This is a genomic window from Aeromicrobium erythreum, from assembly GCF_001509405.1.
In the GTDB taxonomy this organism is placed as follows: Bacteria; Actinomycetota; Actinomycetes; order Propionibacteriales; family Nocardioidaceae; genus Aeromicrobium; species Aeromicrobium erythreum.
Window position 1 is genome coordinate 23,635 of record NZ_CP011502.1, and the last position, 22,384, is coordinate 46,018.

Annotated in this window: 26 protein-coding genes; 13 read left to right on the forward strand and 13 right to left on the reverse strand. The window is 72.0% G+C overall.

All coding sequences use genetic code 11. The features are described from left to right. Nucleotides 1-21 precede the first annotated feature (21 nt). Nucleotides 22-579 carry a copper resistance CopC family protein gene (locus Aeryth_RS00105; protein WP_067853010.1) on the reverse strand — a complete coding sequence of 186 codons (558 nt, stop codon included), beginning with the start codon at nucleotides 577-579 and terminating at the stop codon, nucleotides 22-24. Between the two features lie 129 nt (nucleotides 580-708). Here Aeryth_RS00105 and Aeryth_RS17215 point away from each other — a divergent pair, with 129 nt between their 5' ends. Next, a complete protein-coding gene (locus tag Aeryth_RS17215) occupies nucleotides 709-1,104 on the forward strand; it encodes an ArsR/SmtB family transcription factor (RefSeq protein ID WP_083516142.1) in 396 nt (131 codons plus the stop codon). After that, on the forward strand, nucleotides 1,104-2,018 hold the full coding sequence (locus tag Aeryth_RS00115) for a cation diffusion facilitator family transporter (RefSeq protein ID WP_067853017.1): 915 nt from the start codon (nucleotides 1,104-1,106) through the stop codon (nucleotides 2,016-2,018). The genes Aeryth_RS17215 and Aeryth_RS00115 overlap by 1 nt, the downstream gene beginning before the upstream one ends. A gap of 204 nt (nucleotides 2,019-2,222) precedes the next feature. Here the strand turns inward: Aeryth_RS00115 and Aeryth_RS00120 are convergent, their stop codons facing one another. Further along, the gene (locus Aeryth_RS00120; RefSeq protein ID WP_067853018.1) at nucleotides 2,223-3,050 is read right to left on the reverse strand and encodes a DUF3152 domain-containing protein; all 828 of its coding nucleotides are present in this window, start codon (nucleotides 3,048-3,050) and stop codon (nucleotides 2,223-2,225) included. Between the two features lie 82 nt (nucleotides 3,051-3,132). On the opposite strand from Aeryth_RS00120, the gene Aeryth_RS00125 reads away from it, so the two are divergent. Together Aeryth_RS00125 and Aeryth_RS00130 are read left to right on the forward strand one after the other, a co-directional pair. Continuing rightward, a complete protein-coding gene (locus Aeryth_RS00125; RefSeq protein WP_067853022.1) occupies nucleotides 3,133-4,122 on the forward strand; it encodes a pirin family protein in 990 nt (329 codons plus the stop codon). A 26-nt stretch (nucleotides 4,123-4,148) separates the two neighbouring features. Continuing rightward, nucleotides 4,149-4,493 carry a GNAT family N-acetyltransferase gene (locus Aeryth_RS00130; RefSeq protein WP_067853024.1) on the forward strand — a complete coding sequence of 115 codons (345 nt, stop codon included), beginning with the start codon at nucleotides 4,149-4,151 and terminating at the stop codon, nucleotides 4,491-4,493. A 19-nt stretch (nucleotides 4,494-4,512) separates the two neighbouring features. Here Aeryth_RS00130 and Aeryth_RS00135 read toward each other — a convergent pair whose 3' ends face one another. After that, nucleotides 4,513-4,977, reverse strand: a complete 465-nt coding sequence (locus tag Aeryth_RS00135; RefSeq protein ID WP_067853026.1) for a PGPGW domain-containing protein — start codon at nucleotides 4,975-4,977, stop codon at nucleotides 4,513-4,515. A gap of 266 nt (nucleotides 4,978-5,243) precedes the next feature. Between Aeryth_RS00135 and Aeryth_RS00145 the strand changes: the two genes are divergently transcribed. Both Aeryth_RS00145 and Aeryth_RS00150 read left to right on the forward strand, forming a co-directional pair. Further along, entirely contained in the window at nucleotides 5,244-6,332 is a 1,089-nt protein-coding gene (locus Aeryth_RS00145; protein ID WP_067853030.1) for an S-(hydroxymethyl)mycothiol dehydrogenase, read from the forward strand. After that, nucleotides 6,332-6,970: an MBL fold metallo-hydrolase gene (locus Aeryth_RS00150; protein ID WP_067853031.1), complete on the forward strand. Its 639-nt coding sequence runs from the start codon at nucleotides 6,332-6,334 to the stop codon at nucleotides 6,968-6,970. The genes Aeryth_RS00145 and Aeryth_RS00150 overlap by 1 nt, the downstream gene beginning before the upstream one ends. A 12-nt stretch (nucleotides 6,971-6,982) precedes the next feature. On the opposite strand, the gene Aeryth_RS00155 is transcribed toward Aeryth_RS00150, so the two are convergent. Continuing rightward, a complete protein-coding gene (locus Aeryth_RS00155; protein ID WP_067853032.1) occupies nucleotides 6,983-7,558 on the reverse strand; it encodes a TetR/AcrR family transcriptional regulator in 576 nt (191 codons plus the stop codon). An 81-nt stretch (nucleotides 7,559-7,639) separates the two neighbouring features. On the opposite strand from Aeryth_RS00155, the gene Aeryth_RS00160 reads away from it, so the two are divergent. Continuing rightward, entirely contained in the window at nucleotides 7,640-8,131 is a 492-nt protein-coding gene (locus Aeryth_RS00160; RefSeq protein ID WP_067853035.1) for an FBP domain-containing protein, read from the forward strand. A gap of 3 nt (nucleotides 8,132-8,134) precedes the next feature. On the opposite strand, the gene Aeryth_RS00165 is transcribed toward Aeryth_RS00160, so the two are convergent. The 7 genes from Aeryth_RS00165 to Aeryth_RS00195 all read right to left on the reverse strand — a co-directional run bounded on the left by Aeryth_RS00165 (nucleotide 8,135) and on the right by Aeryth_RS00195 (nucleotide 15,723). After that, nucleotides 8,135-8,338 carry a DUF3618 domain-containing protein gene (locus Aeryth_RS00165; protein WP_067853038.1) on the reverse strand — a complete coding sequence of 68 codons (204 nt, stop codon included), beginning with the start codon at nucleotides 8,336-8,338 and terminating at the stop codon, nucleotides 8,135-8,137. Continuing rightward, complete coding sequence (locus tag Aeryth_RS00170) at nucleotides 8,335-8,724, reverse strand: phage holin family protein (RefSeq protein WP_067853040.1); 390 nt, start codon at nucleotides 8,722-8,724, stop codon at nucleotides 8,335-8,337. The genes Aeryth_RS00165 and Aeryth_RS00170 overlap by 4 nt, the downstream gene beginning before the upstream one ends. Further along, nucleotides 8,721-9,134 (reverse strand): hypothetical protein, encoded by a 414-nt coding sequence (locus Aeryth_RS17500; RefSeq protein ID WP_067853043.1) that lies wholly within the window; start codon nucleotides 9,132-9,134, stop codon nucleotides 8,721-8,723. The genes Aeryth_RS00170 and Aeryth_RS17500 overlap by 4 nt, the downstream gene beginning before the upstream one ends. Nucleotides 9,135-9,230: 96 nt before the next feature. Next, nucleotides 9,231-10,091, reverse strand: a complete 861-nt coding sequence (locus Aeryth_RS00180; protein ID WP_067853044.1) for an oxygenase MpaB family protein — start codon at nucleotides 10,089-10,091, stop codon at nucleotides 9,231-9,233. 242 nt (nucleotides 10,092-10,333) lie between these two features. Further along, nucleotides 10,334-12,985, reverse strand: coding sequence for an ABC transporter ATP-binding protein/permease (locus Aeryth_RS18220; RefSeq protein ID WP_083516143.1), 2,652 nt, complete (start codon nucleotides 12,983-12,985; stop codon nucleotides 10,334-10,336). Beyond that, entirely contained in the window at nucleotides 12,985-14,079 is a 1,095-nt protein-coding gene (locus tag Aeryth_RS00190) for an ABC transporter permease (RefSeq protein WP_083516144.1), read from the reverse strand. Before Aeryth_RS00190 ends, Aeryth_RS18220 begins: the two co-directional genes overlap by 1 nt. An 84-nt stretch (nucleotides 14,080-14,163) precedes the next feature. Next, complete coding sequence (locus Aeryth_RS00195; RefSeq protein WP_236749778.1) at nucleotides 14,164-15,723, reverse strand: ABC transporter substrate-binding protein; 1,560 nt, start codon at nucleotides 15,721-15,723, stop codon at nucleotides 14,164-14,166. A 268-nt stretch (nucleotides 15,724-15,991) separates the two neighbouring features. Here Aeryth_RS00195 and Aeryth_RS00200 point away from each other — a divergent pair, with 268 nt between their 5' ends. The 5 genes from Aeryth_RS00200 (at nucleotide 15,992) to Aeryth_RS00220 (ending at nucleotide 20,835) form a co-directional block, all read left to right on the forward strand. Then, complete coding sequence (locus Aeryth_RS00200; RefSeq protein ID WP_067853046.1) at nucleotides 15,992-17,614, forward strand: sensor histidine kinase; 1,623 nt, start codon at nucleotides 15,992-15,994, stop codon at nucleotides 17,612-17,614. A 29-nt stretch (nucleotides 17,615-17,643) separates the two neighbouring features. Continuing rightward, nucleotides 17,644-18,294 (forward strand): response regulator, encoded by a 651-nt coding sequence (locus Aeryth_RS00205; RefSeq protein ID WP_067853047.1) that lies wholly within the window; start codon nucleotides 17,644-17,646, stop codon nucleotides 18,292-18,294. 110 nt (nucleotides 18,295-18,404) lie between these two features. Continuing rightward, nucleotides 18,405-19,679, forward strand: coding sequence for a serine hydroxymethyltransferase (gene glyA, locus Aeryth_RS00210; RefSeq protein ID WP_067853050.1), 1,275 nt, complete (start codon nucleotides 18,405-18,407; stop codon nucleotides 19,677-19,679). Between the two features lie 2 nt (nucleotides 19,680-19,681). Next, nucleotides 19,682-20,500, forward strand: coding sequence for an SURF1 family protein (locus Aeryth_RS00215; protein ID WP_067853053.1), 819 nt, complete (start codon nucleotides 19,682-19,684; stop codon nucleotides 20,498-20,500). Next, a complete protein-coding gene (locus Aeryth_RS00220; protein ID WP_067853056.1) occupies nucleotides 20,497-20,835 on the forward strand; it encodes a DUF3817 domain-containing protein in 339 nt (112 codons plus the stop codon). Before Aeryth_RS00215 ends, Aeryth_RS00220 begins: the two co-directional genes overlap by 4 nt. Before the next feature lie 3 nt (nucleotides 20,836-20,838). Here Aeryth_RS00220 and Aeryth_RS00225 read toward each other — a convergent pair whose 3' ends face one another. After that, nucleotides 20,839-21,621, reverse strand: a complete 783-nt coding sequence (locus Aeryth_RS00225; protein ID WP_067853057.1) for an enoyl-CoA hydratase/isomerase family protein — start codon at nucleotides 21,619-21,621, stop codon at nucleotides 20,839-20,841. Beyond that, nucleotides 21,618-21,740 (reverse strand): hypothetical protein, encoded by a 123-nt coding sequence (locus Aeryth_RS18450; protein WP_257721383.1) that lies wholly within the window; start codon nucleotides 21,738-21,740, stop codon nucleotides 21,618-21,620. Before Aeryth_RS18450 ends, Aeryth_RS00225 begins: the two co-directional genes overlap by 4 nt. A gap of 118 nt (nucleotides 21,741-21,858) precedes the next feature. On the opposite strand from Aeryth_RS18450, the gene Aeryth_RS00230 reads away from it, so the two are divergent. Beyond that, complete coding sequence (locus Aeryth_RS00230; protein ID WP_067853058.1) at nucleotides 21,859-22,383, forward strand: peptidylprolyl isomerase; 525 nt, start codon at nucleotides 21,859-21,861, stop codon at nucleotides 22,381-22,383. Nucleotide 22,384: the final 1 nt, after the last annotated feature.

Below are 22,384 nucleotides of genomic sequence, written 5' to 3' on the forward strand. Positions count from 1 at the left end.
CGGCGACCGACGCGGCGCGCGTCAGTCCTCGTCCTCCTTGGCCGACGACGTGAGCCCGGCCTTGACGATGTAGATCAGCAGGCCGGAGGAGATGACGAGGAAGCCCATCACCCACAGCGGCGCCCACTTCTGGGAAGGGTCGTCCTCGACGTCGGTCACGGTCACGTCGTCCTGGGAGCCCGGCGCGGAGTCGGAGCCCGAGGTACCGGCGCCGTCGGTCGAGGGCTTGACGGTGAAGGGGATCTCGCCGCTGACGGGGTGCCCGTCGGCCGACACGACGCGGTAGACGACCCGGTAGGAGCCGGCGGCGGCCTCGCCCGGCCGGACCCCCACGAGCACGCGACGTCCGGCCACGGTCACGTCGCCGTCGTCCAGACGCGTGCCCGAGGAGCTCAGCACGCGCAGCACCGCGCCGCTGCCCACGTCCTCGCTGAGCGTGATCGACACCGTCTCGGGCAGGGCCGTCAGCGCGGCGCCGTCCTGCGGGTCCGACGACTCGACCGACGCGTGGGCCAGGGCGGGCGACGGGGCGGCGAGCAGGGCGACGGTCGCGACGAGACCGAGGACGAACGAGCGCACGGGAGACCTCCTGGGGCGACCGCAGGATGCGGTCGACGGCTACGACGCATCGTAGTAGCCGTCGCCTGAGTGCCCGCGCGCGCCGGCGGGGGTCTCGCCAGCAGCGTCCCTCAGCGTTATCATCGACGAATGGCGATCAATCACCACAGTGGCGACGGCCACCGCGCCCGCGGGCACGACGCACCGCGCGAGCACGAGGGGCACCGTCACCCCGAGCTCACGGGGGCCGACGGCTCGGTCGTCGCCGCCCGCCTGTTCCACGGCCTGGCCGACCCCGGTCGGCTGCGCATCCTGCGCCACCTGCAGCTCGGCGAGCACCGGGTGGTCGAGCTCACCGCCCACCTCGGACTGGCGCAGTCGACCGTCTCGGCGCACGTCGCCTGCCTGCGCGACTGCGGCCTGCTCGACGTCCGCCACGAGGGCCGCTCCTCCTACTACCGGCTCGCGCACCCCGAGGCCACGGACGAGCTGCTCGCCACCGGGGCCCGGCTGGTCGGGCTCGCCGCGCCGGAGGAGGTCGGCTGATGGGCCACGGTCACGGTCACGGCGGACCCGCCAGCCAGCGCCACCGGGGACGGCTCGCGGTGGTGTTCGCGCTCGTCGCCGCCTTCTTCGTCGTCGAGCTCGTGTACGGGCTGCTCGCGTCGTCGCTGGCGCTGCTCTCCGACGCCGGCCACATGGCCGCCGACGTCGTCACGCTCGGCGCCGCGCTGGCCGCCACGCGCATCGCCACCCGCACCGACCGCACCGGACGACGCACCTTCGGCTCCTACCGTGCCGAGGTCTTCGCGTCCGGGTTCGCCGTGCTCGTCATGCTCGGCGTCTCGGTCTACGTCGTCGTCGAGGCGGTCTCGCGGATCGGCTCGCAGGTCGACGTGCAGACCGGCCCGATGATCGTCGTCGGCGTCCTCGGTCTCCTCGTCAACGTCGTCTCGCTCGTGCTGCTGAACGCGGGCGCGGGTGAGTCGCTCGTCGTGCGCGGCGCCTACCTCGAAGTCGTGGCCGACGCCGCCGGCTCGGTCGGGGTCGTCGTCGCCGGCGTGCTGGTCGCGACGACCGGCTCCGCGTGGTGGGACACCGTGGTGGCGCTGGCGATCGGCGTGTTCGTCGCCGTCCGCGCGGTGGTGCTGGCGCGCCAGGTGCTCGCCGTCCTTGGCCAGCACGTGCCCGACGGCATGGACGTCGACGCCGTCGTCGCCGACCTGCGCGCCGTCGAGGGGGTCGACGACGTGCACGACCTCCACGTCTGGGTGCTCACCTCGGGCATGAACGTCGCGACGGCCCACCTGGTGGCCGCCGGCGCGAGCACCGGCCCGGCCGCGCTCGACCGTGTGCTCGCCGACGCGCGCTCGGTGCTCCGCGAGCGGCACCACGTCGAGCACGCCACCCTCCAGGTCGAGGGGTGCCGCGCGCCGGAGTGCCACAGCGTCGACTGGTGACCGCAGCGCCGGCATCGAGGTCTACGCAAACGAGGCGCCGAAGTACGGATGTCTGCGCCGGGCTGTCCGGTGGGTGCGGCACGCCGTGCGACGGTCGAGACGTCGGACGGTGTGGTCTCGCACTCGGGATCGTGGACGAGACTCCCAACTGCACCGTCCGACGCCCACCGGGCCCGACGCCTTCCGACGGGCCCGGTGTCGTGGTCAGGGCCAGGGGTTCTTGACGCAGCCCTGGAGGCCCTTGCTCTGCTGCAGCATCACGGGCGCCTTCGCGCCCGGCGCGGGGCACCCGACGTGGTACTTGCCGAGCGCGTGCCCGACCTCGTGGTTGACGAGGTAGGTGCGGTAGCCGGTCAGGTCGTCGCCGTAGTAGGTCACGCCGCGGACCCACCGCTTGACGTTGAGCACCACCCGGTCGCCGCTGCGGCACGACACCTCGCCGCGCGTGAGCAACGGCGCGCACAGCCGGTCGACCGTGTCGGGGCTCGCGAGCATGACGCGCACGTCGGGGTCCCGTGCCACCTGCGTGAACGACCAGCCGTCGGTGCGCCAGCCGCGCTCGTGCCCCAGCACGCGGGCGACGTCGCGCGCGAACGTCGCCCGGTCCTGCAGCAGGCCCTTCTCGACCTCGACGGTGTAGGTGCGGTCGCGGCCGCCGCCCGAGCCGGCCACGTCGACGACGGCTGCCGTGCGGAACGTGCCGGCCCCGGTCTGCGGGAACGTCGTGGGCTCCACCTCGGCCGTGCGGCGCGCGCCCTGCGACGAGCGCGGGGAGGGCGACGGCGTCGCCGACGGGGTGACGGTGGGCAGCGCGGCCTCGAGACCCCAGGTCGACGCGGTGTCCTCGGTCGCCACCCGCTCCTCGGGCGACGGCCGGACCGCCGAGAGCACCACCACGACGAGCGTCACGAGCAGCGACGCGGCGAGTGCGGCCACGCGTCCGCGACGCACGGTGCGGGCACGCGAGACCCGGTGCCGCCCGGCCGCGTCAGGGTGGGGGCGACGCGGGGGTCCGGGATCACGCTGCGTCACCCGTCCAGCCTACGCGGGGATACGCTGGCCGCGTCGGCTGCCGCAGGGTGGCCAGCCACCGCAGCAGGAGGGCCGGACCACCATGAGCAACACCGAGACCTCGCCCGACGAGATGGTCTGCGGCGCGGACGCGCCGGCCGGTCTGCAGGTGCTCACGCCGCGCGACGTGCCGCTCGGCGGACCCCGCGCGATGACGGTCCGGCGCACGCTCCCCCAGCGCGAGCGGTCGCTCGTGGGCGCCTGGTGCTTCCTCGACCACTACGGTCCCGACGACGTGTCCGAGACCGGCGGCATGGACGTGCCGCCACACCCGCACACCGGGCTGCAGACCGTCAGCTGGCTGTTCTCGGGCACCGTCGAGCACCGCGACAGCGCCGGCTTCCACGCCGACGTGCGGCCCGGCGAGCTGAACCTCATGACGTCCGGACGCGGGATCAGTCACTCCGAGCGGTCCACCGCCGACACCACCGTGCTGCACGGCGCCCAGCTCTGGGTGGCGCTGCCGCAGCACGCCCGCTTCGTCGAGAAGACCTTCGAGCACTACGCGCCGCCGACCGTCGACGGCCGCACCGCGGAGGGCGCGTGGTCGGCGCAGGTCTTCCTCGGCAGCCTGCTCGGATCGACCTCCCCCGTCGTCACGCACACGCCGCTGCTCGGCGCGGAGCTGCGCCTCGACCGCGGCACCGTCCTCGAGCTCGACGTCGACCCGACCTTCGAGCACGGCGTGCTCGTCGACACCGGCGCCGTCCTGGCCGACGCCGACCCCGTCGCGAAGGACGAGCTCGGCTACCTGGCGCCGGGTCGCGACCGCATCACCCTGCGGGCGACCGAGGACAGCCGGGTCCTGCTCATCGGCGGGCCGCCGTTCGGGGAGCAGATCGTCATGTGGTGGAACTTCGTCGGCCGCAGCCACGACGACGTCGTCGAGTACCGCGCGGCCTGGCAGGCCGAGATCGACGGCAAGCAGGCCGGCGACGGCTCCGACGGACCGTTCGGGCTGCCCGAGGGCGACCCGGAGGCCCCGCTGCCGGCACCCGCCCTCCCGAACGCCCGCATCCGACCGCGCGGCTGACCGCGCACCCGACGAGAGGACCCTCGATGAGCCTGCCCCCCACCGAGCACCGCGACGACGAGGGACGCGTGGTCGTCGTCCGCCACGCCCCCGAGCAACAGCGCTACGAGCTCCTCGACGACGGCACCGTCATCGGCCACGCCGACTACCGCGACCTGGAGGGGAACGGCGCGGGCGCGCAGCGCCACTTCCTGCACACCGAGGTCGACGAGGCGTACGGCGGACGCGGCCTCGCGCCGGTGCTCGTCGCCTACGCACTCGACGACGTCCGCGCGTCGGACCTGCGGATCGTCCCGCACTGCCCCTACGTCGCGAGCTGGCTCCGCAAGCACGAGGGCAGGTTCGACGACCTCGTCGACTGGCCCGCCTGACCGGCCGGTCGGTCGACGCTCAGGTCTCGGCGATCTCGCGGCGCACGTCGTCCATCGAGCGGCCGCGGAAGCGACGGAAGCTGTAGACGATGGTCGCCAGGGCGATCAGCCCCGACACGATGAGCGTGGCCCCCGTGCCCCAGCCGCCCAGCAGCCACCACGAGTCGCGCAGCGGCCACCAGTCGGGCGCGGGAGGCTGCAGGCCCCACACGACGCCGAGGCCGACCAGCCAGACCACGCCGGCCAGCGAGGCGAGGATGCGCGGCCACGTCTGCACGCCCTGGGCGGCCGTGCGCAGGGCGGCGTCCTTGACCGGCTCCACGCGACGCCGTGCCCACTCGTAGCGCTGGGACAGCAGGGCGAGCCCGCCGAACAACAGGAGCAGTCCCGGCCCGGGCAGGAAGATGGCGGCGATGCCGAGCAGGACCATGACCCAGCCGAGGATCTCCAGCGCGATGGTCTTGCCGTGGTGGATGACGCCCATGTCGTCCTCTCGTCGTCGGTCGCCAGAGCCTACCGAGCGAGGGGAAACATCGGTCAACGCTTCTTCAGGACCAGCTGCGCGACGTAGATGATCGCCAGGATGACGAGGATGATCAGGAGGATGCGCATGGTGGGCCCCTTCGCCGGACGCGCGGGTCGCGTCGGTGCCTGAACGGTAGGTCCAGCCGCGCCCGTCCGCACCCCGAGCAGGTGTCCGCGCGACCCGATAGCGTCGTGGTGTCCGCACGTCAGCACCAGGAGGACCGCATGCCGCAGACCGTCAAGGCCGTCGTCGCCCGCAGCAAGGGTGCGCCCGTCACCGTCGAGGACATCGTCGTCCCCGACCCGGGCCCCGGCGAGGCGGTGGTCGCGGTCCAGGCCTGCGGCGTCTGCCACACCGACCTGCACTACCGCGAGGGTGGCATCAACGACGAGTTCCCGTTCCTGCTCGGGCACGAGGCGGCCGGTGTCGTGGAGTCCGTGGGCGAGGGCGTCACCGAGGTGGCGCCGGGCGACTTCGTCGTCCTCAACTGGCGGGCCGTGTGCGGCGACTGTCGCGCGTGCCGACGCGGACGCCCGCAGTACTGCTTCGCCACCTTCAACGCTGAGCAGAAGATGACGCTCGTCGACGGCACGGAGCTCTCCCCCGCGCTCGGCATCGGCGCCTTCGCCGAGAAGACCCTCGTCGCCGCTGGGCAGTGCACGAAGGTCGACCCCGAGGCCGACCCAGCCGCCGTCGGCCTGCTCGGCTGCGGCGTGATGGCCGGCATCGGCGCCGCCATCAACACCGGCGGCGTGGGTCGCGGCGACTCGGTCGCGGTGATCGGCTGCGGCGGCGTGGGCATCGCCGCGGTGGCCGGCGCGAGGCTCGCCGGCGCGGCCAAGATCATCGCCGTCGACCTCGACCCGCGCAAGCTCGAGCAGGCGAAGGCGCTGGGCGCCACGCACGTCGTCGACGCCTCGAAGGACGACGTGGTCGAGACCATCCAGGAGCTCACCGACACCTTCGGCGCCGACGTCGTCATCGAGGCCGTCGGGCGCCCCGAGACGTGGGAGCAGGCGTTCTACGCCCGCGACCTCGCTGGCACCGTCGTCCTGGTCGGCGTGCCCACCCCTGACATGAAGATCCCCGAGGTGCCGCTCATCGACGTGTTCGGGCGCGGCGGCTCGCTCAAGTCGAGCTGGTACGGCGACTGCCTGCCGAGCCGCGACTTCCCGATGCTGGTCGACCTCTACCGCCAGGGTCGTCTCGACCTCGACGCCTTCGTCACCGAGCGCATCGGCATCGACGACGTCGAGGCGGCGTTCGACAAGATGCATCGCGGCGACGTCCTCCGCTCGGTGGTGATGATCTGATGGCGCCAGCAGCACGGGTGCAGAAGGTCGTCACGTCGGGCCAGTTCGAGCTCGACGGCGGCAGCTGGGACGTCGACAACAACGTGTGGCTGGTCGGCGACGACAGCGAGGTCGTGGTGGTCGACGCCCCGCACGACGCCGACGCCATCGCCGCGGCCGTCGACGGTCGCTCGGTGCTGGCCATCGTGCTCACGCACGGGCACAACGACCACCTCAACGCCTCGGTGCGGCTGCGCGAGCTCACCGGCGCACCGATCTGGTTCCCGCCCGCCGACACCATGCTCTGGGAGGCCGAGCACGGCCGGGAGGTCAAGCCCGACCACGACCTCGTCGACGGCACCACCTTCTCGGTCGCCGGCAGCACCCTGCGAGCCATCGCGACCCCGGGCCACTCGCCCGGAAGCACGTGCCTCTACGCCGAGGACCTCGGGGTCCTGTTCAGCGGCGACACCCTGTTCCAGGGCGGCCCGGGCGCGACGGGCCGCAGCTACTCCAGCTTCGAGACGATCGTCGCGTCCATCCGCGACCACCTGCTGACGCTGCCCGACGACACCGTGGTGCACACCGGGCACGGCGACGACACGCGCATCGGCGACGAGGCACCGCACCTGCAGGAGTGGATCGACCGGGGGCACTGACACGTCGGCCGGTCAGGCGCCGTCCTCCGGCCAGTGCCGGAGCGCGACGTCGAGGGCGTCGACGGCTCGCCGCCAGCTGACGTCGGCCTCGGGGTTGCTGTGCTCGAACGCCCCGGAGGCCTGCAGCGCGGTGAAACCGTGCACCGTCGAGCCGACGAGCCGGACGGCGTGCACCCGCTCGCGCTCGGGCACGGGGTAGCCGCGCAGCACCGCCGTCACCAGGTCCGTGTGGCGGCGGCCGGCGGCGAGGGCGGGCGAGTCGGCGTCGACCGCACGTCGGGTCGCGGCGTACCGACCGGGGTGCTCGGTCGCGTACGTCCGGTAGGTATCGGCGAGCGCCTGCAGCGCGTCGCGGCCGGACCGGCCGGCGAGGGCCGCCCCCACCCGGTCGGCGAGCTCGTCGAGCGCCAGGGTCGTCACGCCCTCCCGCAGGGCCTCGGCGCCCGCCACGTGGGCGTAGAGGCTGGGTGTCCGCACGCCGACCGACCGGGCGACGGCCGAGGGGGTCACCGCGTCGAGGCCTTCGCGATCGGCGAGGTCGGCCGCCGCGGTCAGGACGGCGGCGGTGGAGAGTCCGGCTCGGGGCACGGCACGACCCTACCAGCACGCCTGAGTATGTTAGGTTGATGCCTAACAGCATTAGGCAAAGTCACGACGCGAGGAGGGACCATGCAGCCGCTCGACCCGCGCCAGGTGCGCGCCAGCATCGTGAACAGCTCGCGGAGCAGGATCGCGACGATGACGCTGCCCGCGCCGTGGCCGCCGGACCGCCTCGACGAGCGCGACTACCTCGGCTGGATCGACCCGAAGGCGCCGCTGCGCGCCTACGTCGTGCTGGGCGAGGAGATCGTCGCCGAGCCGGTTGGCGTGGAGCTGCGGTTGGCCGACTCGACAGGACCGGCACGCACCACGCTGTGCGACTGGTGCCGCACCGACGACGGCACGTCGACCGCACGTCTGGTGGTGGCGCGCCGTGCCGGGCCGCGCGGACGCGCCGGCGACACGGTCGGCCAGTACGTCTGCGGTGACCTCGCCTGCTGGACGCGGGTGCGCCGGCCGCTCAAGGCGCACGAGAAGTCGGTCACCGGCGCGCCGGACCTGCGCGTCGACGACCTGCGTCGTCGCGTGCTGGAGTTCGTCGACCGGGTGCGGGCGGGCTGAGCCTCAGCCGCGACGCAGGAGCACGATGCCGACGACGGCCGCCACGGCGGCGCCGACAAGGATCGCGATCCGACCCTTGTCGGCCTCGGCGACGGCCTCCTGGGCCCGTCCCTTGACGTCGAGCTTGTCGCCGAGCGCGTCGACGGTCTCGGCGAGGTGCTCGCGGGTCGCGTCGATCTCGGCCTCGAGGCGGGCGCGGTCGCTCATGGGTGGTCTCCCTTCGCGGCGGCCACGTCGGCCTGCACGCTCTCGACCCTGGCGGCCGGCGCCTGGGTCACCTTCGTGACGTTCCGCTTGCCGACGAGGGCGGCGACTCCCGCGACCGCGAACAGCACGACGGCCACGATGAGCGCGGCGAGCCACGGGTCGGTGACGTTCGCCAGGCCGAGCACGGCGGCGCTGATCAGCACGCCCAGCCCGTACAGGGCGATGACGCCCGCGGCTCCGAAGAGTCCCGCGCCGACGCCGACGCGCTTGCCCGCCTGGGCGAGGTCGTCCTTGGCGAGCTGCATCTCGGCGCGGATCAGCGTCGAGATGTCCTCGGTGGCCTGCGCGATGAGCCGTCCGGTCGACTCGTCCGACGGGGAGGTCACAGGCGCCTCGTGCGCGGCTCGGCGAGGTCGGCGGCGGTCGGCGGGTTGTTGGCCGGTCGCGTCGACGTGACCTCGGTGTCGGCCTCCGCGAGGGCGGCGTCGACGTCGTAGGAGGCGTCGGCCGGGTCGGTCGAGACGCGAGCGTCGTCGGAGCCGTGGCCCTTGACGACGTCGGCGACCTTGGAGCCTGCGGCGCTGGCGGCGGACGAGGCCGCGTCGGCGGCGGCCGAGCCGGCTGCGCTGGCGGCGCTCTTGGCAGCGTCGGCCGCGTGGTCGACACCGCTCTGGACGGTCGGTGAGTTCCAGACCTTCTGGGTCTGGGTGCGGATCTGGTCGTAGCGCTCGCGGCCGGCGCGCGTGCCGAGCACGTAGCCGGCGACGCCGGCAGCCGCGATGAACAGCTTGTTCACGTCAGGTTCCCCTTCGCAGACGACTCCCCCATGGTGGAACACACAGAGGTCCACAGCATCCCGGGAGTCGCCACGTCCCGCAACCGCAGGGAGGGATCACGAAGCCGGCGGACGCTCCGGCGGCGTCATGGCCCAACGGATCGACCGCGTGACGACCTCGCCCCCGATCCGCACGGCGCTCGCCTCGGCGACGGGCAGGTACGGCAGACGCAACGGCCAGCGCGTCCAGCGCGGCATGAGACCGACGGCCGCCGCCGCGAGCACGCCGTACGGCACGCGTACGGCGAGCGGCACCGGCGGGTGCACCAGCAGGTAGCGCGCCGTGCGCCGTGCCGCCGCCGTGCTCGCGAGCTCCGGACGGAATGCGGCGAGCGCCGCATCGAGCTCCGCGACCGTCGTGGGCACGTCGCTCGCCCCGAGCTCGCGGGCCACCACGGCCGCCTCGGCCACGTACGCGTCGCGGCCGGCGGTGTCCAGCGGACGTCGGCCGTACCGGTCGTGCGCCCGCAGGAAGCTGTCGACCTCGGCGACGTGCACCCACCGCAGCAGCTGCGGGTCCGACGCGCGGTAGGGGCGGCCGTCCGGCGCCACCCCGGTGATCGTCTCGTGCACGGCACGCACGCCTCGAATGGCGCGCGTCGCGTCGGCGTCGGTCCCGAACGTGGTCACGGCGAGGAACCCGCTCGTGCGCTGCAGCCGACCCCACGGGTCGCCCCGGAAGCCCGAGTTCTGGTCGACCGCCGCCATCGCCAGCGGGTGCAGCGACTGCAGCAGCAGCGCCCGGATGCCGCCCACGAACATCGACGCGTCGCCGTGCACCGTCGCGATCGCCGAGTCCGGCCCGAACCGGCGCGGTCCGGGAGCGAACATGATCCGCTCGCGCCGGGCCGGGCCCTCGTCGCCCGCCACGCGGGCGAAGATCATCCGCCCCAGCCGGTCCCGCACGTCGAGGTCCATGCCCTCCAGTCTCGCCGAGCTGACGAAGTTCGCACGGGAATCTCCGCTAGGCCCGGAAAGCTCCCCGGGCGAACCGCAGGAAACCGTGCGCGGTGAGAGATTCCCAGGTCGACCTGGGAATCTCCTTGCACGTCAGCCATGCACGGAAATCTTCGATAGGCCCGGAAAGCTCTCCGGGCTAATCACGGGAAACCGTGCCTGGGTGGGAGATTCCCAGGTCGACCTGGGAATCTCCCACGGCGTCAGGGGGTGGGGGCGGCGCGCCGGCGACGCTGCTCGGCCGGGTCGGGCACCGGGACGGCGGCGATGAGGCGCTGCGTGTACGCCTCCTGTGGGCGCCGCAGGACGTCCTCGCGCGACCCCTGCTCCACCAGCCGACCGTGCTGCAGCACCGCCACCCGGTTCGCGAGCGAGTCGACGACGGCCAGGTCGTGGCTGATGAACAGGCACGCGAACCCGACCCGCTGCTGGAGCTCGGCGAACAGCTCGAGCACCGTGGCCTGCACCGAGACGTCGAGCGCCGACGTCGGCTCGTCCGCGATGAGCAGGTCCGGGTCGAGCGCGATCGCGCGGGCCAGGCTGATCCGCTGGCGCTGACCACCGGACAGCTCGTGACCGAACCGCGCCGCGTACGACGCCGGTAGCTGCACCGACTCCAGCAGCGACGCCACCTTCGCGTCGACCTGCGCCGCCGACAGATCCGTCTGCACCCGCAGCGGCTCGGCGATGCAGTCGCCGATGCTCATCCGCGGGTTCAACGACGACGCCGGGTCCTGGAAGACGAACCCGAAGCGCGAGCGCAACGGCCGCAGCCGTGCGTCCGACAGTCCCGACACGACCGTCCCCGACACCGAGACCGTGCCGCTGGTCGGCTGCTGCAGCCCGACTGCCGTGCGACCGATCGTCGACTTGCCCGACCCCGACTCCCCGACGAGGCCGAGCACCTCGCCGCGCCGTACCTGCAGCGACACGTGGTCGACCGCCGTGAACGCCGGCTGCCCGAGCCGTCCGGCGAACTCGACGACGAGGTCGTCGACGTCGAGCACCACCTCGCTCGACAGGTCGACCGGCTCCGGGCCGTCCTCGCGGCCGAGATGCGGCACCGCGTCGAGCAGGGCCCGCGTGTACGGGTGCCGCGGTTCCGCGAACAGCCGGTCCACCGGCGCCGTCTCCACGAGACGGCCGCGGTACATCACCACCACCCGATCGGCCACGTCGGCCACCACGCCCATGTTGTGGGTGATCAGCACGATCGCCGTCCCCAACCGGTCGCGCAGGCTCAGCAGCAGGTCGAGGATCTGCGCCTGCACCGTCACGTCGAGCGCCGTCGTCGGCTCGTCGGCCACGATCACGTCCGGGTCGCACGCGATCGCCATCGCGATCACCACCCGCTGCTTCTGCCCGCCCGACAGCTGGTGCGGGTAGTAGTCGACCCGCTGCTCCGGGTCGGGCAGCCCGACCAGCTCCAGCAGCTCCACCGCCCGCGCCCGCGCCTCCTTCGCGCTCACCGATCGGTGCGCGCGGATGCCCTGCACGATCTGCCAGCCGACCGTGCGCACCGGGTCGAGCGCCGTCGACGGCTCCTGGAAGACCATCGACACCTCGTCGCCACGCACCGAGCGCAGCTCCCGCTGGCTCCGCCCGACCAGCTCACGGTCGCGCACGGAGGAGCTGCCCGGGTTCTCGCCCGACCGCAGCACCGCCGACCCCTCGACCGTCGCGGTCGAGGGCAGCAGCCCGAGGACGGCGCGAGCCGTCACCGACTTGCCCGAGCCCGACTCGCCCACCACGGCCAGCACCTCGCCCGGCGCCACGTCGAACGACAGGTCCCGCACGGCACGCACCCGCCCGCCGTCGGTGCTGAACGAGACCGACAGGTCCGACAACGACAGCACCGCCGCACGGCGCACGTCCGCCGGCACGTCCTCGGCGACCGTCGCTGCGGCGTCGTCGTCGAGCTGGATCTCGCTCTCGGTCCCGTCGCCCGCGCGCGTGCGCAGCAGCGGGTTGAGCACGTCGTTGAGGCTCTCGCCCACCAGCGTCACGCCGAGCACGACCAGCACGATCGCCAGGCCGGGGAAGACGCCGGTCCACCAGATGCCGTTCGTCGCGTCCGGCAACGCCTTGTTCAGGTCGTAGCCCCACTCCGCCGCCGCCGACGGCTCGATGCCGAACCCGAGGAAGCCCAGACCCGCCAGCGTGAGGATGGCCTCCGACGCGTTGAGCGTGCCGATGATCGGCAGGTTCTGGGCCACGTTGCTGAACACGTGCCGGAACATGATGCGGGGGGTCCGCACTCCTACGACGCGTGCCGCGTCGACGTACGGCTCGGTCTTCACCGACAGCGTCGCGTTGCGGATGACGCGGAAGTACTGCGGCACGAAGATCACGGTGATCGAGATCGCCGCCGACATGATGCCGCCGAACGCTCCGCTCGACCCGCCCGAGAGCACGATCGAGACGACGATGGCGAGCAGCAGCGACGGGAATGCGTAGAGGGCGTCCATGACGAGCACGAGCACGCGGTCGAGCCAGCCGCCGAGGTAGCCCGACACGAGCCCGAGCGGCACGCCCACGACGCTCGAGAGCACCACGGCCAGGGCGATGACGATCATCGCCGTCCGCGTGCCGTACACGACCCGCGAGAACACGTCGGTGCCGCCGACGGTCGTCCCGAACCAGTGCGCCGACGACGGTGCCTGCTGTGCGCCGAACACGACGCCGTCGGTGGTGCGGTCGGCGTCGAAGCCGTAGGGGGCGATCCACGGTGCGAACACGGCGACGACGACGAACAGCAGCACCAGGCCGAAGCCCAGCAGCAGCATGAACCGCTGCAGACCGTGGCTCTGCCGCACGACACCCGGCACGAGACGCTGCACTCCTGCGCGCGCCATCAGAACCGCACCCTCGGGTCGACGAGCGCGACGATCACGTCGATCAGGAAGCTCGCCACGCACACCACGAGCGCGATCACCGTGACGATGCCCTGCACCGCCAGGAAGTCGCGGGCCTTCAGGTACTCCGCGAGCGCGTAGCCGATGCCCTTCCACTCGAAGGTGGTCTCCGTCAGCACCGCACCCGCCAGCAGCATCGCGACCTGCATGCCCATCACCGTCACCACGGGCACGAGGGCGTTGCGGAACGCGACCTTGCGGATCACGCGACCCTCGGCCATGCCACGGGCCCGCGCCGACGTCACGTACTCGGCGCGCATCGTCTGCAGCAGGTTGATGCGCACCAGGCGCAGGAACACGCCACCGGTCAGCAGGCCCAGCGCGAGCGCGGGCAGCAGCGCGTACTGCAGCACCTCCAGCACGTACCGCGGGTCGCCCCACAGGATCGCGTCGACGAGCAGGATGTTCGTGCGCGGTCGCACCTGCTCGAGCGTCAGCAGCGTCGAGGTCGACGCCCGACCCGACGACGGCCAGCCGAACGGCGTGAACGCCAGCTTCAGCAGCAGCCCGACGAAGAACACCGGCGCGGCGTACGCCACGATCGCGAACAGCCGCAGGGTCACGTCGGGCAGCCGGTCGCGGTAGCGCGCTGCCAGCCGGCCGAGCGGCACGCCGACGGCGAACGCGACGACGAGCGCGTAGAACGACAGCTCCAGGGTCGCCGCGCCGTTGACGCGCAGCACCTCCGAGATCGGCTGGTTGTCGGTCAGGGACCGACCGAAGTCACCGTGCAGCAGACCCGACAGGTACTCCCAGTACTGCACCAGGAGCGGGCGGTCGAGCCCGGCCTCGGCCTTGCGCTCGGCGATCTGCTCGGGCGTCAGCCGCCCGCCCTGCGCGGCCGTGATCGGGTCGCCGATCACCCGCAGCAGCACGAACACGAGGGTGACGAGCACCCAGATCATCGGGACGACGAGCGCCAGCCGGACGAGCAGGTAGCGCGCCAGCGGGGGCAGGCCCCGGCGCGAGCCCGACGGCGCGGCCGGGACGGGGGTGGGCGGCTCGCCGGCAGCGAGCACCTCGGCGGAGGACATGCGGCTCCTCAGGAGTGAAGGGAGGTCGGACGGGTGGGCACGCGAGAGGGGGTGGGTCCGTCGGACCCACCCCCTCCTCCTGCGTCAGCCCTTCGACAGGGACGCGAAGCGGAACTTGAACGACGCGTCGAGCGTGTCGTCCACGCCCTCGACGTCGTCGCCGGAGACCGCCACCTGCGAGCCGGTCAGCAGCGGCAGGATCGGCACCTGCTGCGCCACCCGCTCCTGCACCTCGCCGAGCGTCTTCGCCCGGGCCGTGGCGTCGGACTCGGTGCGCTCGGTGTCGAGCAGCTTCGTCGTCGTCGTGTCCTCGTAGTGCGACTGGAGGAAGTTGTTCGGCGCGAAGAACGGCGTCAGGTAGTTGTCCGGGTCCGGGAAGTCCGGGAACCAGCCGAGCTGGTACATCGGGTAGGCGTCCTTGACCCGCTCCTCGGAGTACGTCGTCCACTCCGTCGACTGCAGGTCCACCGTGAACAGCTTCGTCGCCTCGAGCTGACGCTTGACCATCGCGTACTCCTGGTCGGAGTTCGAGCCGTAGTGGTCGGGGTTGTACTGCAGGTTCAGCTCGACCGGGGTGGCCACGCCGGCCTCGTCGAGGAACGCCTTCGCCTTGTCGACGTCGGGCTTCTCGCCGTAGAGCTCCTTGAACGGCTCGGTGGCCGCCGTCTGGCCCTCCGGCACCGCCGAGTAGGCCGGCGTGTAGGTGCCCTTGTAGACCTGCTCGGACAGCTCGTCACGGTCGATCGAGCTCGCGACGGCCTGGCGGATCGCCGTCTTCTGGGCGTCGTCGTCACCGGGCATGGTCTTGAGGTTGAAGACGATGTAGCGCAGCTCGCCGCCGTCGCCCTTGTGGACGGTGACGCCGTCGGCCTTCTCCAGGCTGGCGATGTCGGTGGGCGTCAGCGAGCGCCACGCGACGTCGATCTTGCCGTTCTGGACGTCGAGCTTCAGGTTGTTGGCGTCGGCGTAGTAGGTCAGCGTCACGGCGTCGTTCTTCGGCGTGCCGAACGCACCGTCGTAGTCCTTGTTGCGCGTGAACTCGGCCAGCTCGTTCTTCTTGTAGCTGCCGATCGTGTACGGACCGGAGAAGCCCTGCGCCTTCACGGCGGCGGCGTCGTCGTCGAGCACCTTGTCGGCCGGGTAGGTCTCCTCGTCGACGATCGGTCCCGCCGACGTCGCGAGCACCTGCGGGAACGTGACGTCGTTCGGCGCGGCGAGCGTGAACACGACCGTCGAGTCGTCGCGCGCCTCGACCTTCTTCATGGCGCCGAGCAGCGAGGCCGGGCCGTTGGGGTCGTTGATGTCGACGATCCGCTGGAAGGAGAAGGCGACGTCGGACGCGGTCAGCTCGTTGCCGTTCGCGAACGTCAGGCCGTCCTTCACGGTGCAGACGTACTCCGTGGGCGTCTCGAAGTCACAGGACTCCGCGGCGTCGGGCGTCAGGTCCGTGCTCCCCGCGGGGAAGTTCATCAGGTACTGGTAGGCCTGCGTCTGGACCTGCGTGGAGCCGTTGTCGTACGAGCCGGCCGGGTCGATCGAGACGACCTTGTCGGTGGTGCCGACGAGGATGCCGGCGTCCGTGTCGCCGGTGTTCCCGGCGCCGCACGCCGCGAGCGCCAGGCCGGCGAGAGTCGTGGCAGCCACGGCGGCCGCCCCCCGATGGATGTGCATGCGCTGCCTTCCTGAGCAGGTGTGACCGGGCCGTCGAGGGCCCGGGCGTCGTGTGCTGGCACGCTAGCCGCGTCCGACGGTGACGAGAAGCCCTCCACAGGTTGCGTTTCGGTGACGACCGCGGCGTCCGACGTCATGGTCCGCGTCGTCGTGACTCGTGTCTCTCGTGTCCATCCGGTTCTCGTCAACTCGCCCCACGAAGCCGGTCCCGCCCCTATCCTCGCTCGGGAGGGAGTCGTCCATGCGTGAGTCCGGAGTCGGGGCCGAGCGTCAGAGCCACCTGCTCGACGCGGTGGTCGGGCTGTCCCAGGACCTGTCCTTCGACAACGTGCTGCAGCGCATCGTCGACTCCGCGAGCGAGCTGGTCGGCGCCACCTACGGCTTCCTCGGCGTGCTCGACTCGCCGTCGTCGCACCGCATGGGCACCTTCGCCGTGCACGGCCTGGACCAGGAGCACCAGGACCTCATCGGCCGCCTGCCGGAGGGCAAGGGACTGCTGGGCCTCGTGATCGACCACCCCGAGCCCGTCCGGCTCGAGCACCTCGGCGACCACCCCGAGAGCATCGGCTTCCCGAACCTCCACCCCACCATGACGTCGTTCCTCGGCGTGCCCATCCGGGTGCACGACACCGTCTTCGGCAACCTCTACCTCACCGACAAGATCGGCGGCGGCGGCTTCACCGCGGAGGACCAGGAGGTCGCCGTCACCATCGCGGCGGCCGCCGGTGTCGTCATCGAGAACGTGCGCCTCTACGAGGAGAGCGAGCGGCAGCGTCGCTGGCTGAGGGCCACCACGGAGGTGGCCAACGCGCTCCTGCGGCCCATCTCGCGCCAGGCCACCAGCCAGCTCATCGTCGACCGCATCTGCGAGGTGTCCGAGGCCGGCGCCGCCGCTCTCGTCGTGCCGACCGAGGAGCACCAGTTCGTCGTGGCGGCCTCCACCGGCATCGAGCCCGACCCGAGCGGGCACCACGTCGACATCCCGTTCCTGCGCGAGGTCGTCCGCACGCACGCCCCGGTCGTGCTCGACGACGTCCTCGACGACACCCGCATCGACGACGAGACGTTGGCGGCCTTCCCGGGCCTGCAGGCCGTGCAGGCGCACCCGCTGCACTTCGACGACGGGACCGCCGTGATCGTCATGGGCTGGTTCGCCGAGCAGCCGCCGTCGTCGTGGAGCCTGGACCCCGAGCTGCCGTACGGCTTCACCCAGCAGGCGGCGCTCGTCATGCAGGTGGTCCGGGCGCGCGAGTCGCAGGCGAAGCTCGCCATCCTCGAGGACCGTGAGCGGATCGGCCGCGACCTGCACGACCTCGTCATCCAGCGGCTGTTCGCGATCGGCCTGTCGCTCGACAGCATCTCCTCCTCGGTGACGCCGCAGGTCGGCGAGCGGCTGTCCGACGCCGTCGACGGCCTCGACCAGACCATCAAGGAGATCCGGCGCACGATCTTCGACCTCAGCTCGCCGTCCGTGCCCGCCAACCTGCGCCTCGAGATCGACGCGATCGTCGGCGAGGCGGAGCGGATGCTCGGCTACCGCCCGGTCGTCGACACGCACGGCCCCGTCGAGAGCGTCGTGCCCGACATCGTCGCCGAACAGCTCACCGCCGTGCTGAAGGAGATGCTGTCGAACATCGTGCGGCACTCCCACGCCGGCGAGGTGACCATCGACCTCGACGTCACCGACGGCATCGTGCTCACCGTCACCGACGACGGGCTGGGTCTCGACCCCGAGCAGCCCTTCGGCAACGGGCTGCGCAACATGCGCCACCGGGCGCAGAACCTCGGAGGGACCTGCGAGTTCTCCGAGCCCTCGCACGGCGGACTGCAGATACGCTGGAGCGTCCCCCAGGAGATGTCGTGACGTCCGCGACGGAAGGTAGTGAACCTGTCATGTCCGAGCCGATCCGGATCTTCCTGCTCGACGACCACGAGATCGTGCGCCGCGGCATCCGCGACCTCCTGGAGGCGCAGGAGGGTCTCGTGGTCGTGGGTGAGGCCGGCACGGCCGCCGACGCGCTCGCGTCGATCCCGCGCCTGCTCCCCGACGTCGCCGTCCTCGACGCGCGTCTGCCCGACGGGTCGGGCATCGAGGTCTGCCGCGACGTGCGGGCCGCCCACCCCGAGGTCAACGTCATCATCCTGACCTCCTTCGACGACGACGAGGCCCTCTTCTCGGCGATCATGGCCGGCGCCGCCGGCTACGCGCTCAAGCAGATCCGCGGCAACGACCTCGTCCAGGCCGTGCGCCAGGTCGCGGCCGGCGGCTCGCTGCTCGACCCGGCGGTCACGGCGCAGGTGCTCGAGCGCATCCGCAACGCGCCCGCGCCGAAGGACCCGCTCGCCGAGCTGACCCCGCAGGAGCGCAAGATCCTCTCGCTCATCGGCCAGGGCATGACCAACCGCCAGATCGCCGCCGAGATGTACCTCGCCGAGAAGACGGTCAAGAACTACGTCTCCCAGCTGCTCTCCAAGCTCGGCCTGCAGCGCCGCACCCAGGCCGCCGTGCTCGCCGAGAAGCACGGGCTCGCCGGCGACGCCTGACCCCCACCCGCGGTCCCCCCGTTTCGTGGGGTTGGCGACGGTTTCTCGCCCAGAAACCGTCATCAACCCAACAGAACGCGGGGAGGGGACGGCCGACTACCCTGGTACCCATGGACCACAACCAGTCGCTCGCCTCGTTCGACCCCGACGTCGCGCGTCTCCTCGACGCCGAGCTCGCCCGTCAGCAGACGACGCTCGAGATGATCGCGTCGGAGAACTTCGCGCCGGTCGCGGCGCTCGAGGCGCAGGGCAGCGTCCTCACCAACAAGTACGCCGAGGGCTACCCGGGCAAGCGCTACTACGGCGGCTGCGAGGTCGTCGACGAGGTCGAGCAGATCGCGATCGACCGGTTGAAGCAGCTGTTCGACGCCGAGTACGCGAACGTCCAGCCGCACTCGGGCGCCAGCGCCAACGCCGCCGTCCTGCACGCCATCGCGCGCAAGGACGACACGATCATGGGTCTGGACCTCGCCAACGGCGGGCACCTGACGCACGGCATGAAGATCAACTTCTCCGGGCGCCTCTACAACGTGGTCCCGTACCACGTCGACGACTCCGGCCTGGTCGACATGGAGGAGGTGCGCACGCTCGCCCGTGAGCACAGCCCCAAGGTCATCATCGCCGGCTGGTCCGCCTACCCGCGCCAGCTCGACTTCGCCGCCTTCCGCGCGATCGCCGACGAGGTCGGCGCCTACCTGTGGGTCGACATGGCGCACTTCGCCGGTCTCGTGGCCGCCGGCCTGCACCCGTCGCCGCTGCCGCACGCGCACGTCGTGTCCAGCACCACGCACAAGACGCTCGGTGGGCCCCGCGGCGGTGTGATCCTGTCCAACGACCCCGAGATGGTCAAGAAGCTGCAGTCCGCGGTCTTCCCGGGCCAGCAGGGCGGTCCGCTCGAGCACGTCATCGCCGCCAAGGCCGTCGCGTTCAAGATGGCGCTCGAGCCGGAGTTCAAGGACCGTCAGCAGCGCACCATCGAGGGCGCGCAGATCCTCGCCGAGCGTCTGCTCGCCGACGACGCCCGCAAGGCCGGCATCCAGGTGCTGTCCGGCGGCACCGACGTGCACCTCGTCCTCGTCGACCTGCGCGACAGCGAGCTCGACGGCCAGCAGGCCGAGGACCGCCTCCACGAGGTCGGCATCACCGTCAACCGCAACGCGGTGCCGAACGACCCGCGTCCGCCGATGGTCACGTCGGGCCTGCGCATCGGCACGCCCGCGCTGGCCACCCGCGGCTTCGGCGCCGAGGAGTTCCGTGAGGTCGCCGACGTCATCGCCGAGGCGCTCACGCCCGGCGACCTCGACGTCGAGGGCCTGCGCAAGCGCACCACCGCCCTCGCCGAGCGGTTCCCGCTGTACCCGCACCTCACGCCGTTCACCTCCTGACCGTGCCCGAGCCCGCCGCAGCCACCAGCCCGCCGTCGACGGCGCGACTGTGGCTGCGGCTCACGCCGCTGCACCTGTTCGCGGTCGTCGCCGTCGCGCTGTGCGTGGCCGGCGGGTTCTGGCAGCTCGGCGCGTACGAGTCGCGCCAGGGCGACGCCGTGCGAGAGTCGGCCGCCGCCGCGCCGGCGCCGATCGAGCAGGTCTGGGGTCTCGGACGTCCGTTCGCAGCAGACCTGCAGGACCGCCGGGTCACGGTGCAGGGACGGTTCGCCCCCGCCGACCAGCAGGTGTGGGTCCGCGGCGAGATCAGTGGCGGTCGCACCTGGCTCGTGGCGCCGTTCCTGGTCGACGGGTCCGACGGCGCCCTCCTCGTCGTGCGCGGCTCGAGCGACGCCCCGGGCGCGCTGCCGCCGGTGCCGTCCGGTGACGTCAACCTCGGCGTGGTGCTGCAGCCGAGCCAGGGCGGCGGCCTGCCCCTCGACGCCGACCGCGTCACGACCTCGATCACGACGCCGTCGCTGGTCAACGAGCTGCCCTACCGGCTGTGGTCGGGATACGGGCTCGTGCAGGAGTGGACCGCGTTCGCCGGATCGGGCGACCCCACCCCCGGCTTCGGCGCGCCCGTCGACCCGCCCGACCCCGACGTGTCGTGGACGGTCGGGCTCAAGAACCTCGCGTACGCGCTGCAGTGGTGGGTCTTCGCGGTGTTCGCCGTCGCGCTGTGGTGGCGGATGTGTCGCGACCAGGTCGAGGAGGCGCGGGAGCGACACACGACGGCGCGTCAGGCCGACGACCACCCCGTCGATAGCCTGACCCCGTGAGTCGCATCGCTGTCGCCTACCGGGTGCTCGCCTGGGTCGTGGGCGTGAACCTGCTCGTCGTGTTCGCCGGGTTCTTCGGCAAGATCTTCACCGACGAGGGCTCCTGGTGGAACCGTCACCAGGACGTCTTCCTCGTCATCGACCAGGTGCACGGCTTCCTGTTCATGGCGTTGCTCGTGCTGGTCGCGATCCTGGCCAGCCGGCACCGCTGGTCGCCGACGTTCACGATCACGACGATGCTGCTCGCCACGATCCCGTTCGTCAGCTTCTGGGCCGAGCGCCGCACCACGCGGGTGCTGCGCGCCGAGCACGACGGCCTCGCCGCGCCCCGCTGAGCCTCAGCGGCCGGTGAAGCTGGCCCGACCGGGGCCGTCCTGCAGGAACGACTCCATGCCGTGCTGCAGGTCCTCGGTCGCGAACAGCGCCGACGCGATCTGCGTCGTCACCTCGTTCGCGCCGGGCACGCCGCCGGTCTCGTAGGCGCGCAGGATCCGCTTGGCCGCGCCGAACGCCTGCGTCGGACCCACCGCGACCTGCCGCACGACGTCGAGCACCGCGTCGTCGAACCCGTCGACCGGGAGGACCCGGTTGACCACGTTCCAGCGCTCGAAGGTCGCGGCGTCGAACAGCTCGCCCGTGAGCACGACCTCCTTGGCCCGGCCGACGCCCGCACGCTGCGCGAGACGCTGCGTGCCGCCCATCGTCGGGGTCAGGCCGATGACCCGCTCCACGAGGCCGAACTTCGCCTTCTCGCTGGCAAGCACGACGTCGCAGGCGAGCGCGACCTCCAGCGCCCAGGTGAGCGTCAGCGCGTGGGCCGCGAAGAACGTCGGGACGTCGAGCGCCGCGATGCGGTCGGGCAGCTCGAGCATCCGGTCGTAGAGGTCCTTGGTGTCCTCCTGCGTCTTCCGGGCGTGGAACTGGGCGACGTCGACCCCGCCGGAGACCAGCTTGCCCTCGGCTCGGACCAGGACCGCTCGGGGCAGGTCGGCCTCGACCGCGTCGAGCGCGGTGTCGAACGCGTCGTGCAGCTCGAGGGAGTACAGGTTCACCGGTGGGGCGCTGAACGTCACGACGGCGACGTCGTCGACGCGCGTGACGTCGACGCGGGGCGCGCTCACCGGCCCGCCTCGGCCGGGTCGTACACGCCACCGCGGTCGGCGGTGAGGTTCCGCGCGACGACGATGCCGGCGACGACGGCGAGCAGGGCCAGGACCAGTCGGACGGGGTGCTCTCGCATGGGCCCACGCTAGCGGGCGGCAGGCCGTCTCGCGTCGCGGTGCGTCGACCGGCCGCAGTTGTCGGGTCGTGGGAAGATGTCAAGGTCCCGTCCCGCACGATCCCCCCGAAGGACTGACGTGTCTTCCCCGCTGAGCGCCACCCTGCACACCAACCACGGCGACGTCGTGGTCCGGCTGTTCCCCGACCACGCCCCCAAGACCGTCGAGAACTTCGTCGGCCTCGCCGAGGGCACGAAGGAGTGGCTCGACCCCGCCACCGGCCAGGTCGCCACGCGCCCGTTCTTCGACGGCATCACGTTCCACCGCATCATCAGCAACTTCATGATCCAGGGCGGCGACCCGCTCGGCACCGGCACGGGTGGCCCCGGCTACACGTTCGAGGACGAGTTCCACCCCGACCTGCGCTTCGACAAGCCCTACCTGCTGGCGATGGCCAACGCGGGACCGGGCACCAACGGCTCGCAGTTCTTCATCACGGTCGTCCCGACGGACTGGCTGAACCGCAAGCACACCATCTTCGGCGAGGTCGCCGACGAGGCCGGCCAGAAGGTGATCGACGCGATCGCCGCGGTGCCGACGGACGGCTTCGACCGTCCCGTCGAGCCCGTGGTGATCGAGAAGGTCACCATCGACCGCGGCTGAC

What these genes read in the sequence shown, in the direction of transcription:
- glyA (WP_067853050.1), top strand. Translation starts at nt 18,405, where the DNA reads ATGGACCACAACCAGTCGCTCGCCTCGTTCGACCCCGACGTCGCGCGT.
- Aeryth_RS00200 (WP_067853046.1), top strand. Translation starts at nt 15,992, where the DNA reads ATGCGTGAGTCCGGAGTCGGGGCCGAGCGTCAGAGCCACCTGCTCGAC.
- Aeryth_RS00180 (WP_067853044.1), bottom strand. Translation starts at nt 10,091, where the DNA reads ATGGACCTCGACGTGCGGGACCGGCTGGGGCGGATGATCTTCGCCCGC.
- Aeryth_RS18450 (WP_257721383.1), bottom strand. Translation starts at nt 21,740, where the DNA reads ATGCGAGAGCACCCCGTCCGACTGGTCCTGGCCCTGCTCGCCGTCGTC.
- Aeryth_RS00205 (WP_067853047.1), top strand. Translation starts at nt 17,644, where the DNA reads ATGTCCGAGCCGATCCGGATCTTCCTGCTCGACGACCACGAGATCGTG.
- Aeryth_RS00190 (WP_083516144.1), bottom strand. Translation starts at nt 14,079, where the DNA reads ATGTCCTCCGCCGAGGTGCTCGCTGCCGGCGAGCCGCCCACCCCCGTC.
- Aeryth_RS00165 (WP_067853038.1), bottom strand. Translation starts at nt 8,338, where the DNA reads ATGAGCGACCGCGCCCGCCTCGAGGCCGAGATCGACGCGACCCGCGAG.
- Aeryth_RS00125 (WP_067853022.1), top strand. Translation starts at nt 3,133, where the DNA reads ATGAGCAACACCGAGACCTCGCCCGACGAGATGGTCTGCGGCGCGGAC.
- Aeryth_RS00130 (WP_067853024.1), top strand. Translation starts at nt 4,149, where the DNA reads ATGAGCCTGCCCCCCACCGAGCACCGCGACGACGAGGGACGCGTGGTC.
- Aeryth_RS00135 (WP_067853026.1), bottom strand. Translation starts at nt 4,977, where the DNA reads ATGGGCGTCATCCACCACGGCAAGACCATCGCGCTGGAGATCCTCGGC.
- Aeryth_RS17215 (WP_083516142.1), top strand. Translation starts at nt 709, where the DNA reads ATGGCGATCAATCACCACAGTGGCGACGGCCACCGCGCCCGCGGGCAC.
- Aeryth_RS00150 (WP_067853031.1), top strand. Translation starts at nt 6,332, where the DNA reads ATGGCGCCAGCAGCACGGGTGCAGAAGGTCGTCACGTCGGGCCAGTTC.
- Aeryth_RS00115 (WP_067853017.1), top strand. Translation starts at nt 1,104, where the DNA reads ATGGGCCACGGTCACGGTCACGGCGGACCCGCCAGCCAGCGCCACCGG.
- Aeryth_RS00145 (WP_067853030.1), top strand. Translation starts at nt 5,244, where the DNA reads ATGCCGCAGACCGTCAAGGCCGTCGTCGCCCGCAGCAAGGGTGCGCCC.
- Aeryth_RS00160 (WP_067853035.1), top strand. Translation starts at nt 7,640, where the DNA reads ATGCAGCCGCTCGACCCGCGCCAGGTGCGCGCCAGCATCGTGAACAGC.
- Aeryth_RS18220 (WP_083516143.1), bottom strand. Translation starts at nt 12,985, where the DNA reads ATGGCGCGCGCAGGAGTGCAGCGTCTCGTGCCGGGTGTCGTGCGGCAG.